Origin of the sequence: Mycobacterium sp., assembly GCF_032159775.1 — a bacterium.
Lineage (GTDB): Bacteria > Actinomycetota > Actinomycetes > Mycobacteriales > Mycobacteriaceae > Mycobacterium.
In genome coordinates this window covers 1-14,704 of record NZ_JAVHWK010000018.1, presented here as the reverse complement: position 1 = coordinate 14,704, position 14,704 = coordinate 1, and the positions used below count along the sequence as shown (strand labels likewise).

Sequence of the window (14,704 nt, the reverse complement as noted above, 5' to 3'; positions counted from 1 at the left end):
TGGAGAATCATCTCTACGCGGGCGTGGGTTCGCTGACCTTGACCAGCATCTTGCCGATGTTCGCGCCGGTGAAGAGCCCGTTGAGCGCGTCAACACACGACTCGAGACCGTCAAACACCGTCTCGCGATGAGCGAGCAGGCCGTCCCGTTCCCAGCCGCTGAGTGCGGCGAAGGCTTCCTCGAAGCGTCCCCATTCGTCGAGCGCGTTGAAGCCTTGCATGGTCGCTGTCTTCGACAGCAGGTTCACGTAGTTGGCCGGGCCTGGGTGTTCGCCGGTGAGGTAACTCGAAATGACACCGCACAGCACAACCCGCGCCTTCGGTGCCAGCCGGCCCAACACCGCGTCCAGAATCGGTCCACCCACGTTGTCGAAGTAGACGTTGACGCCTCTGGGGCAATGCTCCTTGAGCGCAGCCCTCAGGTCGTCGGACTTGTAGTCGATGCACGCGTCGAAGCCGAAGTCGTCGACCACGGCCCGGCACTTATCCGGACCGCCTGCGATGCCGATAACGCGCGCGCCCGCGATCTTTGCGATCTGCCCGGCGACCGAACCGGTTGCCCCCGCTGCCGCCGACACGACGACCGCATCCCCTCGCTGTGGTCGGCCCACACCCGTCATACCGAAATACGCTGTGGCACCCGTCGGCCCGTAGACCGACATCACCGCGCACTGGTCCGTGTACCCGACGACCGGCGTCGCGAATATGTCGTCGCGGATGATCACGTAATCCTGGAAGCCGGTCAATGTCGTGACGACGTCACCGACGGCGTAGGCGTCGCACCGGGATGCGACCACCTCTCCGATGCCCGCAGCGCGGATGACCTCTCCGAGTTGCACCGGCGGCAGGTAGCCCGGCTGATCGTCGAGCCACGTCCGGGCAGCCGCGTCGATGCCCACATAGGTGGTGCGGAGCAGGGCCTCGCCCTCCGCCGGCTCGGGTGCCAGGCCGGTCACCAACTCCGTGTCGTCGGGCTTGACCAGCCCGACTGGGCGACGGCGGAGCAGTATTTGACGGTTCATCAGGTCGGCCACGACGCCGAAACTAGCGAACACATGACCGTCCGGTGCACCTACGGGTCAAAGTGATGACCATTGATTTGGGCAAATAGTTGCGAGCAAACCAAATGAGTCGCAGAATTCACACGAGCCACATCCGACTGGCTCGGCGCTGCGGGGACGTCCAACTGCACTATCTGCTTTGGGGGCTGCTGTGCGCCGAGTCTTCTATTCCGCCGGTGTCGTCCTCCTGTCCATCGCGTCGACGATCGTGCTGGTGAGTGTGCAGACCATGACGGCGCTGGTCGCCCTCACAGCGACCGCGTTGATCATGGGCGGCACCGGGCATCCGCTGAGCACGCCGCAGGACAGCCCCGAATTCATCGACGGCTACACCACCGACGCCAACAACGACTACATCGTGCTGACCGGATTCTGCGGCGCCGGGTCGCAGTCGTGCACGCCGACCGCCGTCAGCACGCCCGAGCAGTTCATGCCGGTGTCGGGCGTGATGCCCTTCGACCAATCGGTCGGGCAGGGCGTGACCAACCTCGACGAGGCGGTGGTCAGACAGCCCGCGGGCGAATCGCTCGTTGTCTTCGGCTACTCGCAGAGCGCGCGAATCGCGTCGATCGAGAAGGGCAATCTCGCGGCCGCGGGCTCGACGCTGCCGGTGTCGTTCGTGTTGATCGGCAACCCGAATCGACCCAACGGCGGCATCCTCGAGCGCTTCGAAGGCCTCAGTGTCCCGATCCTCGGCGTCACGTTCGACGGCGCCACACCCACCGATACCAATTTCCAGACAGTCGACGTCACCCGTCAATACGACGGCTACTCCGACTTTCCGAACAATCCGCTGAATCCGTTCGCGACCGCGAATGCGATTGCAGGGATCCAGTACGAGCATGGCGACTACCAGAGCGTCGGGCTGGGGGACGCTTTGTATCAGGGCTCCTACGGCGACACCGACTACTACATGATCCCGAGCCAGCGGTTGCCGCTGCTGATGCCGCTGCAAGATGCGGGCGTGCCCAGTCCGATCATCACCATCCTCGACGCGCCGACCCGGGTACTGGTCGAAGCGGGCTACGACCGGACCATCAGCCCGGGCGCGCCGACCCAGGCGAGCATCATGTACTTCCCGAATCCGGTGAAGACCGGCACCAACTTCATCATCGCGATTCCGACGGGCCTCGACGACGGCGCCCAGGAGGCCGCCAACATCCGGCCGTTCGGAACGGCACCGATAGATCAGCGCAGCCCGTACGGCGTCGGCGGTCCACCCGTCAACGCCGGGTCCTTCGACAAGACCGGCGCGCCGCTGGCCACTGCCCCGCCACCGGCTTCGGCGCCACCGGCTTCGGCGCCGACCGCTGCGGCGCCACCGGCTTCGGCGCCGACCGCTGCGCCTCTTGCGGCGCCGCAGCAGGGTCCGGGGCTTCCGGCAGCCCGGCCCGCGCCGTTGCAGCCGGCTGCGGCGCCCACCGCGCCGACGGCAACCGCTCCGTCGCTCACCGCACCGTCTCCCGCCTTGGACAAGGCGGCGCCGGCGACGCCGGCGACGCCGGTCACCGGAACGACGCCGGGATGGTGGAAGGCGGCCCCGCTGGCGAACCCTGGTCCGGTCGATACGCCGAAACCTGCGCCGGTGGACGTGTCGAAGCCCGCACCGCTCGACATGCCCAAGCCCGCCGAACTACCCAAGCCCGTGCCAGCGGACCTTCCGAAGCCTGCGCCCGTGGAGCTGCCGAAGGCTGACCTGCCACGCACGGACATCCTGCCGAAGATCGTGCCGCCGAAGATCGATCCTCCCGCGCAGGCGCCGATCCTCGACCTGCCGAAGCCCGCCGACATACCGGCCCCGGTGTTCGTGCCGCCGGAGATGCCTGCGGCGCCGATCGCCCCGCCCGTACAGGCGCCGGTGTTACCGGAGCTGCCCGCGTTGCCGCCGCCACCGGTGATGCCTGCCCTGCCGCCACCGCCGCCACTGCCGAACATCGCCGGGATCCTCGGGGGGATCCGCCTGCCGTTCTAGGTCGCAGGCGGATCAGGAGAACGCAGGCACTCTCGGAATGAGCGCTTGCGCAACCTTTTCCGCTTCGGCCTGGCTCTGCTGATCGTCGCCTCCGCGTGCATACACGTCGATCTGGGCACCGCCGATGAGCACATAGAGGTGGCCGTCCCGCCAGTAGGCGTCGTCGCCGATTCCCGGTATCGACGGTGAGTCCGCCCGGGCGACGGTGAAGTCGTCGCTCGTCGCGCGTGACAGGAACACCGCGAGCTGTCCCGAGGACTGCTGCCACTGGCAGTAGCGGGTGGATGCGCCGGCGTCCGCGCCGTCCTTGTCGACCTGGGTGATGTCGCGTCCGGTCAGCTCGGTGACTTCGGCATTGGTCAACAGGGTGCAGGGATCGGGGATGTTGCCGCCCTCGCCGGTAGGGCTCTGCGCGACAGCAGAGGAAGACGGCGCTGCTGTCGCCGATGTCGATTGTGCGGCTGGCGGCGACGCGTCACGGCCACATCCGGCCAAGGCCAGGATCACGACGACGAGTATGCAGAGACGGCGATTCATGGGTTCCTCTCCGGGCGTGGTCCGCGGATTAGATCCTTCACCGCTGCGCCCATGGTCATGACCCGAATCAAGAGATTCGGTCCGCGTCGAGGTCAGCGGGCTCCAGCGAACGCGAGGCCGGTCTCACTGGAGCACTATCCACCGGTGTGCGGACTGCGACCCGCGCCTACAGGTTTGCCGAGCGAGCGCAACACGCGTTTGCTGGAGTGTCGTGATGTGTTCTGCATCTCACTTTTAATGTGAAAACTAAGAAATAGTTATTAGACCTCATTCGTCACATCACGTCTCGATGCTTGCCAATCGGGCATCTCTGCACTAAACCGGACGTTTTCATGCTTGCCACAGCGGAGTAACGAATTCATAACGAATAGTTTTCTAAGCGCGGCCTGAGACCTACACAGATATTGGTGACGAAGAGTGTCAGACGTTTTCCGGAGTGCGAATTTTCGTCGCTAGACTCGATACAAACTTGCGCTGCACAAGCGCAGCAGAACGTATGTCATTGCCGGACGTAGCCACAACCGGCACAAGCACCGATGAACAGGGCAAATACCGTCATGCATAAGAACACTGTCACCACGAACGTGACCGAGGCCGCGGCCGCCGAGCCGGACTTCGTCGTTCTCGGCACCGTTGACGTCGAGCGCGGCCCGATCGCAGACCTCGCCGTCAGCACCGACGGTGCCACGATCGTCGCGACCCACTACGGCGACGGCAGCGTATCGGTCATCGACGCGTACGCCATGACCGTGGAAGCCGACGTCGAGATGCCGGTTGTCGAGCCGCAGATGGTGGTCGCCGGCGAGCGGCGCGCCTACGTGACGATCTCGGGTCATCAATATGACTCCGTCGCGGTCATCGACACCGAGACCAAGCGGGTCATCGCCAACCACCCGCTGGCAGACACCGCGACGGACGTCGCGGTCAGCCCGGATGGCACCCGGATCTTCGTCGGCCAGGCCGGAGACGACGTCGTCGGCCTCGCCGTGATCAACACCTTCGGTCGGACCCAGACCATCGACATCGCCCACGGCGTCGGTCGCACCGTCGACGCGGTGCGGGTCAGCCCCAACGGCCGCTTCGTCTACATAGGCACCTCTGACGCGGACAGCGGCAAGCTGTTGGTGGTCGACGCAGCCAAGGGTCGAGTCATCCGCGAGGTCCCGGTCGCGTCACCCATCAGGGACGTCGCGCTGAGCCACGACGGCGCGCTGGTCTACGTCGCCGGCTTCGACACCCACTGGGGTGGTTCGGTTGACATCATCGACACCGCGATCAACGAGATCACCGCGAAGGTCGGCATCGGCGGCGCGCCCATGCAGATGGCGCTCAGCTCCGATGGCCGCCGCCTCTACATCGCGGACTACGAGCATGTCGCCGTGCTGTGCACCGAGACCAATGCGGTCGTCGACACGCTGACCGTCACGGCGGAACCGTCATGCGTCGCGGTCAGCCCGGACAACCGCCGGCTGTACATCGCCGACCACGCAGGCGCCATCACGGTGATGTTTGTCGCCGCCGACTCGACCGAACTCGAGGCCGAGTTGATGGCGATGAACCTCAGCACGATTCCCGCGCTTCGTAAGCTCGAGCCGGCAGGCGTCTAGTCCTCAGCGCCATTGATAGCGGATCTTGGGCCGGCCTGCCTTGCCGTAGTCGGTGTGCCGGGTGACCGTGCCCTCGTCGGCGAGGCGCTCCAGGTAGCGCCATGCCGTCACCCGCGAAACGCCGACCTGCTTGGCGACCGCGTCGGCCGTGACCCCGTCATCGGAATCCCTTACCGCACGGGCGATCTCGTCATTGGTACCGGCGGCCGCACCCTTCGGGGCCGCGGATCTGTCGGCGCCAACCCGTAGTTCGGACAGCGCGCGGTCGACCTCGGCCTGGCTTGCCGCGTCGGTGCCGGCGGGCAGGGCCTCCCGGTAGCGCTGGTAGCGCTCCAGCCGGTCGCGGAAGGCGGCGAACGTGAAAGGCTTGAGCAGATACGCCAGGGCGCCGTGGCCGACGGCGGCACGAACCATTTCCAGGTCGCGCTCGGACGTGATGGCGATGATGTCCGGCGCCGGCCGCAGACCCGATAGACCCGACGCCAGTGAGATACCGCTGGCATCGGGCAGTCCGATGTCGAGCAACACCAGGTCGATCGGAGTCCCGTCCGCCGCCGCCTCGCTTGCTGCACGCATGGCGTCACGGGCGGTGTGCGCAACGGCCGCCACCGAAAACCCTTTCAGCCGTTCTAGATACGCCTGATGCGCCTCGGCGATCAACGGCTCGTCCTCGACGATCAGCACGCCGATCATGAGCCGCTCACGGTGACCGTGACAACCGACCCGTACGTCACGTCCGCGGACAGATTTCCGTTGTGGCGCTTGACCACCTGCGCCACAAGCGCCAGTCCGAGGCCGTGTTGTCCGGCGTCGGAGCCGGACTTGGTCGAGTAGCCCCGCTGCATGGCTTTCTCGAAGGTCACGGCGTCCATGCCGGGACCGCTGTCTGCCACCCGGATGAGCAGAGTGTGGTCCTGCTGGCTGACGGTCACCTCGACCCAGGGGTCTTCGCGATCACAGGCGTCCATCGCATTGTCGATGAGATTGCCCAACACCGTGACCATCTCCTGACCGGTCAGTGGTACGTCGTCGGTATTGGACGGCAGGCGGGTGTCTTCGGTGACCGAAAATTCGATGCCGCGCTCGTCGGCCTGCGCAGATTTGCCGAGAAGCAGCGCGACCAGCGTGGGCTCGCCGACATCACTGGAGAGCCGGTCCACCAGGCGCTGCGACAGCTCGAGTTCGTTGGTCGCGAACTTGACGGCTTCGTCGGGACGGCCCATCTCCACCATGGTGATCACGGTGTGCAGCTTGTTGGCGGCCTCATGTGCCTGCGAGCGCAGAGAGTCGGTCAGCACCTGCAGCGAGCTGAGCTCACCCAGCGCACCTTGCAGTTCGGTGCGGTCGCGGATGGTGACGACCTCTGAGTCATGTGATCGGGTGTCCACTTGAGAGCGGTTGACCACGAGCACCCGTTCGTCGGTGACGTGCACCTCGTCGCGGGCGCCGGGGTCGTACGTCTGTAGAAACGTGGGCAGGTCCGAACGGGATACGGGGCCGGGCGGCAGGCCGAGCAGCCGACGGGCTTCGTCGTTGACGAGCGCCACACCGCCGCGATCGAGCACGATCAGCCCCTCGGACACCGAATGCAGGATCGCGTCGTGATGCTCGTACATCACCCGTAGCTCGTCGGGCCGCAGTCCGTGCGTCTGGCGCAGCAGCCTGCGCCGAATAGCCCACACGCCGACCAACGAAATCGCCAGCGCCCCAACGCTGACCGCGGCGATCGTCAGCCATTGTGATCGCCAGCGTTGCGCCAGGGTCTGCTGCGTGACACCCGCGGACACCAGGCCGACGATCCTGCCGGAGCCGTCGCGTACCGGCACGATGGTGCGGATGGACGGGCCGAGTGTGCCGGTGTACACCTCGGTGAATGTCTCGCCGCGCAGCGCAGGCTCGATGCTCCCGAGGTAGTGACCGCCGATCTGCTGCGGATCGGTATGGGTGAACCGGGTTCCGTCAGGCGACATGATCGTGATGAAGGCGATGTCGGTGTTGGTGCGGACCGCCTCGGTGACCGGCTGCAAAACCTCGGTGGCTCTACCGGATTCGATCGCGGCGGCCGTCGACGGCGAGTCGGCCAGCGCCGTCGCGATGGCGACCACCTGCTGGCGTGCCGCGGCGTCACCGTCTTGACGGGCGTCCACCAACGCCAAACCGCTGCCCGCCACCACCACGACCGCGATCACCAGGATCTGCAGCGCGATCGCCTGCCCGGCCAGTGAGCGCGGCCACCATCTGGTCAAGACGTGCCCAGTTCCTTGGCCGCGACGGCGAATATCTCGTCGGCGGCGCCGACTGCCACGAAGTGGCCTGCGCCCTCCACGGGATGCCACACCGCGCCCGGCATTGCGTCGGCCACAGCCTTGTTGATCGGGTCGGGGACCAGAAGGTCATCCAGGCCCTGCCACATATGGACCGGCCGCTCGATCTGTCTTACGTCGAAAGCCCAACGGCAATAGAGGATTTCAGCGTCACGGACCAGACCGTCGGAGCCGTGGGCGAAGCATTCGGCACATGAGTCGGCGAACCCCTTGCCGATCTCCGGCCGAAGGAGCAGCTCGCGGTCGTAATCGTTGACGCTGTTGCGAATCTGCTTGGTGAAGGTGCCGGGGAACCGTTTCGCAATCAGTCCGAGGGCGGCATACATCAGCCGAAAGCCGGGTGTGAAGTGCAGGGCCAAGGCGCCCCCGAGCGCGTCGGCCTTCGAAAGGTATTGCGCTGCTGAGTTGTTGCCGAACGCGCCGTAACTACCCGATGCGATGCTGCTGACGTGGCGCAGCCGCGCGCGGTCGATGTAGGCCGCGGCGGCCAGCGCCCACGGGCCGCCCTCCGACCAGCCCGTCACACCGAACTCCTGCTGCCCCAACGCATCGGCGACCGTCACCAGGTCGTCGACCCAGCCGGCATACGAACGAGCCTTCTGCGGGCTGGACTGCCCCATACCTGGACGGTCCACGCAGACAAGGCGCAACCCGTTCGTCGCCGCCGGTTCGGCCAACAGGTGCGCCTCCAGCCGACTGCTTGGGCCGCCGTGGTTGTGCAGGACGAGCGGGCCGTGCGGATCGCCGACCTCCAGGTACGCGAGCTGACGACCGTCGAGGGTCGTCACTACGCGGGCCTGGTCCACACCGCTGTCCATCACGCAATGAAAGCAGCCCGCTGGTGGCCGAGCGGCCGGATTGGCGGTGCGGATCAGTCACTGCGCACGGCGGGCGGTCTGAACGTAATGAACAAAAACGTGACCCGGCTCACGTTATGGCAGAACCTACTTGCACATCACATTCGATGTTCGACCTGGAGGTAATCCCGCAATGACAGTCATCGACCGCCGGCCGCCGGTATCCGAGCCGCCGGATTCACCGCGCCGCAAGGACCGCACGCACTGGCTCTACATCGCGGTGATCGCCGCGGTGGTCGTCGGTATCGCGGTCGGCCTGCTCGCTCCCGAGGTCGGCAAGAGCGTCGGCGTTCTCGGGACGATGTTCGTCGCGTTGATCAAGATGATGATCGCGCCGGTGATCTTCTGCACGATCGTGCTGGGTATCGGGTCGGTGCGCAAAGCAGCGACCGTCGGCAAGGTCGGCGGCCTGGCCTTCGCCTACTTCCTGGTGATGTCGACGTTCGCGCTCGCGATCGGTCTCGTCGTCGGCAACATCATCCATCCCGGTAGCGGCATGCATCTGTCGGAGACCGCCGCGGGCAAGGGTGCGGAGCTGGCCGAGAAGGCACACGAGTCGGGCGGCCTGATGGACTTCGTCCAGGGCATCATTCCCGACACCCTGTTCTCTGCTCTGACGGCCGGCAGCGTGCTGCAGACACTGTTCGTTGCACTCCTGGTCGGATTCGCATTGCAGGCGATGGGCAGCGCGGGGGAGCCGATTCTGCGCGGCGTCGGGCACCTGCAGAAGCTGGTGTTCAAGGTTCTCGTGATGATCCTGTGGCTGGCGCCGATCGGGGCGTTCGGTGCGATCGCCAACGTCGTCGGGCAGACGGGGTGGACCGCGGTCACCCAACTGCTGACGTTGATGCTCGGCTTCTACGTCACATGCATCTTGTTCGTGTTCGGTGTGCTTGGCACGATCTTGCGGGTGGTGTCCGGTGTCTCGATCTTCAAGCTGGTGCGCTACCTGGCCCGCGAGTACCTCTTGATCTTCTCGACGTCGTCGTCGGAGTCCGCGTTGCCGCGGCTGATCGCCAAGATGGAGCACCTGGGTGTGGAGCGCAGCACCGTCGGTGTCGTTGTCCCGACCGGCTACTCGTTCAACCTGGACGGCACCGCGATCTACCTGACCATGGCGTCGCTGTTCATCGCCGACGCGCTGGGCAGCCCGATGGCGGTCAGCGAGCAGATCGGCCTGCTGGTGTTCATGATCGTCGCCTCCAAGGGTGCCGCGGGTGTGACCGGCGCAGGCCTGGCCACGCTGGCGGGCGGCCTGCAGAGCCACCGCCCCGACCTGCTCGACGGCGTCGGCCTGATCGTCGGCATCGACCGGTTCATGTCCGAAGCCCGCGCGGTGACGAACTTCTCCGGTAACGCCGTCGCCACGCTGCTGGTCGGGTCGTGGACCAAGACCGTCGACAAGGACAAGGTCGACAGCGTGCTGCGCGGCGATGATCCGTTCGACGAGCTGACGATGATCGACGACGACCACGGAGCCGGGCCTGCGACATCGGGCACTGCGCCGCGCGCCGAAGGACCGGCGCAGGAGCGTTTGCCCGCCCCGGCGTAGGGCGCAGACAGACGAAGGCCCGGCCGGTACCGCCACCGGCCGGGCCTTCCTACGTCGTTGATCCGCCTCAGCGGCGGTTGCAGTCCAGCGTCACGGAGATCGACTGGCTGACCGTTTCTAGCACCAGTGCGCGGTCGCCGCCGAAGGCGCCGCGGCCGGGGCCGATGTAGGGCACCCACTGCTGCACCGTCTTGGGGTTGCGCACGTTGGTCACCAGGCACTCACTCAGCGGCGCGGAGCCGGTTCGATCGATGTTGACCGTGTAGCCCTCGTCCTGCAGCCGCTTGATCGTCGCCTGCGCGTCCTCTTCTGCCGAGGCGATGCCTGCGGGCACGGCCAACGCGGCGCACGCACCCACCATCGCAGCTGCGAGCGTCCACTTTTTCCGCATAACCGCACCTCATCCTCACGTGTTCGGTCAATGATCCTCTATTTACATCGCTTTCGACGCACATTTACTTCCCAGGTGGTGGCAGACAGATTCGCTCGTCGTGAGCTGTACCGCGCGGAAAGACGACCGTAACCAACCCCACATGCGCGGAGTTGGCCTTCGGGCGCGCGAGTGGGGAACCATGAATACGTGAGTCAGACATCGGTAGCCCGCCAACCGGCCACGGCTACCCGGGTCAGGCTGTCCCACCAGGTCATCACGCTCGACGACGGGCACAAGGTGGGGGTGACCGTCGGCGGCAAGGGTTTACCGCTGGTGTTCATGCACGGGATCGCCCTGAGCGGGCGGGCCTACGTGCGATTGCTGAGCCGGTTGGCGGGAATGGGTTTCCTTGTCGTCGCCCTCGACGCAGCCGGCCATGGGGTCACCCCCAACCTGCCCCGCAACGCGGCCGACCTGAGCCACCGGGTCGACCTGACGCTGCGCACCCTCGATGCGCTCGGCGTACGCAAGGCCGTCTTCATGGGCCATTCGATGGGCGGCCGGATGATCATCGCGCTTGCCGCGCTGGCGCCGGAACGGGTGATGGCCGCGGTGCTGCTGAACGCCGCCGCGGGTGCACCGTTCGACGAGTCCATCGCCGCGCCGGTCCGGTCTCCCCGTCGGGCGGCGCAGGCGGTGCTGAACGCGGCGTACGACGCCCCGGCCGATCCGCGCAGGCTGCCCGCCCCCGAACGCAGGCGCTACATGCGCCAGATGGCAGGCGCTCTGGCCCGCAACGTGCGGACCCCGCTCGGACTTCCTGGCGCCGTGCGGGCCATCATCGCGTCCGGCGACTACACGCCGATGCTGGAGTCGATGCGCAGCCACCGCGTGCCGACCATCATCGTGCACGGCGAGAACGACCTGGTCGTGCCGTTCGAGGCCGCCAAGGACATGGCCGAGCGCGCCGACGGCACTCTCTATCGGGTGCCGGGCGCCTACCACTCGTGGATGCTGGCCAACCCCCGGCACGGTGCCGATATGGTGCGCCAGCTGCTGGCCGCGGAATTGGGCGCCGTGCTGCGCGAGGCGGCCCGGACGCTCGGGATCGTGGGGGTCGCCGGTGGCTGGCAGGCCGCGCTGCTGACCGCCGACTCTCGGCTGCACTCGTTGGAGGACCGGCCGCTGGAGGCCGTGGGCGTCGAGCCGCTCGAGCACGTCGAGATGGACCGGCTACGCAGCGCCCAGCCGGCGCCCAATCGCAGGTTGGCGCGTCGTTTTCGCTGGTTCTCGTGGCGCAGTAAACCTGCTCCCGCGTCAATGGGCGGAACCGCCGACAACGCTTTGCCAGCGGTTTAGCATCGCCATCATCTGACCGCGTCGGGCATGGTGCCCGGAGTCGGAGGGGGATACCCGATGGACAGCACGATGCAGGACTTTCCGCTGACGATCACCGGCATCATGCGGTACGCGTGCACTGTCCACGGCGACCGCAAGGTGACGACGCCGACCGGTGATGGGTATCGGCACGCGACCTATCGAGAAGTCGGGGAGCAGGCTGCCAGGTTGGCGAATGCGTTGCGCCGTGTCGGCATCACCGGTGACCAGCGGGTGGCCACCTTCATGTGGAACAACGCCGAGCACTTGACCGCGTACCTGGCCATCCCATCGATGGGAGCTGTCCTGCATACGCTCAACGTCCGGTTGTCGCCCGAGCAGATCGCTTTCATCGCCAACGAGGCCGAAGACCAGGTGATCCTCGCCAACGTGTCGGTGGCCGGTCAACTGGCACCTGTGCTGCCGCTGCTGGAAACCGTGCACACCGTAATCGCGGTTGGCGGGGGCGATATCGAGCCCCTGACGGCAACGGGCATGACCGTGCTCCGATACGAGGAGGTCCTGGCGGCGGAGTCGCCCAGCTTCGACTGGCCCGACATAGACGAGAAGTCCGCGGCGGCGATGTGTTATACGAGCGGCACGACAGGCAATCCCAAAGGCGTTGTCTACAGCCACCGTTCGAGTTATCTGCATTCGATGGCAATGTGCACCAGTAGCGCTTTGGGGGTCGGCTGCTCCGACAAGGTGCTTCCCATCCCGCCGATGTTCCACGCCAACGCATGGGGGTTGCCTTATGCGGCGTTGATGGCCGGTGCCGATCTGCTGATGACGGACCGCTTCCTCGATCCGAAGTCGTTGGTCGATCTGATTGAGACGCAACGACCCACAGTGGCCGGCGCTGTCCCGACCATCTGGAATGACGTGGTGCACTACCTGGAGAAGGACCCGGATCACGACTTTTCGTCGCTGCGGCTGGTCGGCTGCGGTGGGTCGGCCGTACCGACGTCGATAATGAAGACGTTCGAAGAGCGCTACGGCGTGCGGATCCTGCAACTGTGGGGCATGACCGAAACCTCGCCGCTGGGCACGATCGCTAGGCCGCCAGCGGGCGTTCCCGATGATCAACAATGGGAACTCCGCTCCACCCAGGGCCGGCCGGTGTGCGGCGTGGAGGCGCGAATCGTCGACGACGACGGCAGCCCGCTTCCGCACGATGGCAAGGCGGTCGGCGAGGTGGAGGTGCGTGGACCGTGGGTCACCGGTTCCTACTACCTCAACCGTGACGAGTCGAAGTTCACCGACGGCTGGTTGCACACCGGCGACGTCGGCCGCATCGATCCGCTCGGCTACGTCACGCTGACCGACAGAGCCAAGGACGTCATCAAATCCGGTGGGGAATGGATCTCATCGGTGGAGTTGGAGAACCACCTGATGGGCCACCCCGCGGTATCGGCGGCCGCCGTGGTGGCCGTGCCCGACGAGCGCTGGCAGGAGCGGCCGCTGGCCGTCGTCGTCGTCAACGAGGGCGCCGAGGTGTGCGCGAAGGATTTGCGGGACTTCCTCGGCGACAAGGTTGTTCGCTGGTGGTTGCCGGAACGATGGGCCTTCATCGAGGAGGTGCCGCTGACCAGCGTCGGCAAGTTCGACAAGAAGACGATCAGGGCCCGCTACGCCGAGGACGCCTACGACGTCATCGAGCAGCGCGACTGACCTTCCCCTCGGACCGACCTTCTTCCGCGAGCAGACGCAAAAGTACCCGCCACTCCCATAATTTCGGGCTTTTTGCGTCTACTCGCGGGGAGAAGTTCTAGCGCTCGGCTCGTTGGTAGGCCGTCACCACAGCCGCACCGCCGAGACCGATGTTGTGCTGCAGAGCCGCGGTGACGTTGTCGACCTGACGCTTGTCTGCGGTCCCCCGCAGCTGCCAGCTCAACTCCGCGCACTGCGCGAGACCCGTCGCGCCGAGCGGATGCCCCTTGGAGATCAGCCCGCCTGACGGGTTGACCACCCAGCGCCCGCCATAGGTGGTGTCACCGTTGTCGATCAGCTTCGGAGCCTCGCCCTCGGGACACAGGCCGAGCGCCTCGTACAACAGCAGCTCGTTGGCCGAGAAGCAGTCGTGCAACTCGATCACCTGGAAATCGGCTGGACCCAGACCTGACTGGTCGTAAACCTGCTGTGCGGCTTGCACATTCATGTCGTACCCGATGACGTTCTTGGCACTGCCGTCGAAAGTGCTGTTGAAATCTGTCGTCATCGCCTGGCCGACGATCTCCACCGCCTGGTCGGCAAGGCCGTGCTTGTCGACGAACGCCTCGCTGGCCACGATTGCCGCGCCGGACCCGTCGGACGTGGGTGAGCACTGCAGCTTGGTCACCGGATCGGAGATCATCTTGGCAGCGAGGATGTCGTCGAGCGTGTACTCCTCTTGAAACTGCGCATACGGGTTGTTGACCGAGTGCTTGTGGTTCTTGTAGCCGATCTTCGCGAAATGCTCTGCTGTGGTGCCATATTGGCGCATATGCTCGCGGCCCGCGGCGGCGAACATCCACGGTGCGACCGGGAACGCGAACTCGTCGATCTCGGCCAGCGCCTTGATGTGACGCCCCAGCGGCGACTCGCGGTCCTCTGCACCGCCCTGCAGCGCGCCGGGCTGCATCTTTTCGAAGCCGAGCGCGATGACGCAGTCCGCCAGCCCGCCGCGAATGGATTGTGCGGCAAGGTAAAGCGCCGTCGAACCCGTTGAGCAGTTGTTGTTGACGTTGACGATCGGGATGCCCGTCATACCGAGCTCGTAGAGCGCGCGCTGGCCCGACGTCGAGTCGCCGGAGCAGTAGCCCACGTAACCCTGCTCGACCTCGGTGTAGGCGATACCGGCGTCGGCGAGCGCCTTGGTGCCCGACTCCTTCGCCATCTGCGGGTAGTCCCAGCCTTCGCGGCGGCCGGGCTTCTCGAACTTCGTCATCCCCACTCCGACGACGAAGACACGGTTGCCTCGGGTGTTCGGCATGTGACGTCCTTAGGTTGGTAGGGGGCTTAGGGGTTCTTGTTCCACCACGTGTGCAGCGCTTCGAGGTCGTCGCT

At 66.0% G+C, this 14,704-nt stretch carries 12 protein-coding genes; 5 read left to right on the top strand and 7 right to left on the bottom strand.

Going from position 1 to position 14,704, the window contains the following annotated elements; translation table 11 throughout:
• Positions 1-13: 13 nt before the first annotated feature.
• Positions 14-1,033 carry an NADP-dependent oxidoreductase gene (locus QOJ24_RS01630; RefSeq protein WP_526258457.1) on the bottom strand — a complete coding sequence of 340 codons (1,020 nt, stop codon included), beginning with the start codon at positions 1,031-1,033 and terminating at the stop codon, positions 14-16.
• 178 nt (positions 1,034-1,211) lie between these two features.
• On the opposite strand from QOJ24_RS01630, the gene QOJ24_RS01625 reads away from it, so the two are divergent.
• Positions 1,212-3,032 carry a PE-PPE domain-containing protein gene (locus tag QOJ24_RS01625; RefSeq protein WP_526258456.1) on the top strand — a complete coding sequence of 607 codons (1,821 nt, stop codon included), beginning with the start codon at positions 1,212-1,214 and terminating at the stop codon, positions 3,030-3,032.
• 12 nt (positions 3,033-3,044) lie between these two features.
• On the opposite strand, the gene QOJ24_RS01620 is transcribed toward QOJ24_RS01625, so the two are convergent.
• Positions 3,045-3,569, bottom strand: coding sequence for a DUF3558 family protein (locus QOJ24_RS01620; protein WP_526258454.1), 525 nt, complete (start codon positions 3,567-3,569; stop codon positions 3,045-3,047).
• Positions 3,570-4,126: 557 nt separating this feature from the next.
• Here QOJ24_RS01620 and QOJ24_RS01615 point away from each other — a divergent pair.
• Positions 4,127-5,176, top strand: a complete 1,050-nt coding sequence (locus tag QOJ24_RS01615; RefSeq protein WP_526258452.1) for an MmpL3/TtfA transport complex stabilizer — start codon at positions 4,127-4,129, stop codon at positions 5,174-5,176.
• Between the two features lie 3 nt (positions 5,177-5,179).
• Here QOJ24_RS01615 and QOJ24_RS01610 read toward each other — a convergent pair whose 3' ends face one another.
• The 3 genes from QOJ24_RS01610 to QOJ24_RS01600 are packed head-to-tail and all read right to left on the bottom strand — an operon-like array spanning position 5,180 to position 8,318.
• Positions 5,180-5,869, bottom strand: coding sequence for a response regulator (locus tag QOJ24_RS01610; protein WP_526258450.1), 690 nt, complete (start codon positions 5,867-5,869; stop codon positions 5,180-5,182).
• On the bottom strand, positions 5,866-7,422 hold the full coding sequence (locus tag QOJ24_RS01605; RefSeq protein WP_526258448.1) for an ATP-binding protein: 1,557 nt from the start codon (positions 7,420-7,422) through the stop codon (positions 5,866-5,868). The genes QOJ24_RS01610 and QOJ24_RS01605 overlap by 4 nt, the downstream gene beginning before the upstream one ends.
• A complete protein-coding gene (locus QOJ24_RS01600) occupies positions 7,419-8,318 on the bottom strand; it encodes an alpha/beta fold hydrolase (RefSeq protein WP_526258446.1) in 900 nt (299 codons plus the stop codon). Before QOJ24_RS01600 ends, QOJ24_RS01605 begins: the two co-directional genes overlap by 4 nt.
• A 172-nt stretch (positions 8,319-8,490) precedes the next feature.
• Between QOJ24_RS01600 and QOJ24_RS01595 the strand changes: the two genes are divergently transcribed.
• A complete protein-coding gene (locus QOJ24_RS01595; protein ID WP_526258444.1) occupies positions 8,491-9,909 on the top strand; it encodes a dicarboxylate/amino acid:cation symporter in 1,419 nt (472 codons plus the stop codon).
• 67 nt (positions 9,910-9,976) lie between these two features.
• Here QOJ24_RS01595 and QOJ24_RS01590 read toward each other — a convergent pair whose 3' ends face one another.
• Positions 9,977-10,300: a hypothetical protein gene (locus tag QOJ24_RS01590; RefSeq protein WP_526258442.1), complete on the bottom strand. Its 324-nt coding sequence runs from the start codon at positions 10,298-10,300 to the stop codon at positions 9,977-9,979.
• A 189-nt stretch (positions 10,301-10,489) separates the two neighbouring features.
• Here QOJ24_RS01590 and QOJ24_RS01585 point away from each other — a divergent pair, with 189 nt between their 5' ends.
• Both QOJ24_RS01585 and QOJ24_RS01580 read left to right on the top strand, forming a co-directional pair.
• Complete coding sequence (locus QOJ24_RS01585) at positions 10,490-11,641, top strand: alpha/beta fold hydrolase (RefSeq protein WP_526258440.1); 1,152 nt, start codon at positions 10,490-10,492, stop codon at positions 11,639-11,641.
• 57 nt (positions 11,642-11,698) lie between these two features.
• Positions 11,699-13,330: a long-chain fatty acid--CoA ligase gene (locus tag QOJ24_RS01580; protein WP_526258438.1), complete on the top strand. Its 1,632-nt coding sequence runs from the start codon at positions 11,699-11,701 to the stop codon at positions 13,328-13,330.
• 97 nt (positions 13,331-13,427) lie between these two features.
• Here the strand turns inward: QOJ24_RS01580 and QOJ24_RS01575 are convergent, their stop codons facing one another.
• Entirely contained in the window at positions 13,428-14,630 is a 1,203-nt protein-coding gene (locus tag QOJ24_RS01575; RefSeq protein WP_526258436.1) for a thiolase family protein, read from the bottom strand.
• Between the last annotated feature and the right edge of the window lie 74 nt (positions 14,631-14,704).

Excerpts from the sequence above, each read along its gene's own strand:
- QOJ24_RS01595 (WP_526258444.1), top strand. The coding sequence starts at position 8,491 with ATGACAGTCATCGACCGCCGGCCGCCGGTATCCGAGCCGCCGGATTCA.
- QOJ24_RS01575 (WP_526258436.1), bottom strand. The coding sequence starts at position 14,630 with ATGCCGAACACCCGAGGCAACCGTGTCTTCGTCGTCGGAGTGGGGATG.
- QOJ24_RS01615 (WP_526258452.1), top strand. The coding sequence starts at position 4,127 with ATGCATAAGAACACTGTCACCACGAACGTGACCGAGGCCGCGGCCGCC.
- QOJ24_RS01600 (WP_526258446.1), bottom strand. The coding sequence starts at position 8,318 with ATGGACAGCGGTGTGGACCAGGCCCGCGTAGTGACGACCCTCGACGGT.
- QOJ24_RS01580 (WP_526258438.1), top strand. The coding sequence starts at position 11,699 with ATGGACAGCACGATGCAGGACTTTCCGCTGACGATCACCGGCATCATG.
- QOJ24_RS01590 (WP_526258442.1), bottom strand. The coding sequence starts at position 10,300 with ATGCGGAAAAAGTGGACGCTCGCAGCTGCGATGGTGGGTGCGTGCGCC.
- QOJ24_RS01620 (WP_526258454.1), bottom strand. The coding sequence starts at position 3,569 with ATGAATCGCCGTCTCTGCATACTCGTCGTCGTGATCCTGGCCTTGGCC.
- QOJ24_RS01610 (WP_526258450.1), bottom strand. The coding sequence starts at position 5,869 with ATGATCGGCGTGCTGATCGTCGAGGACGAGCCGTTGATCGCCGAGGCG.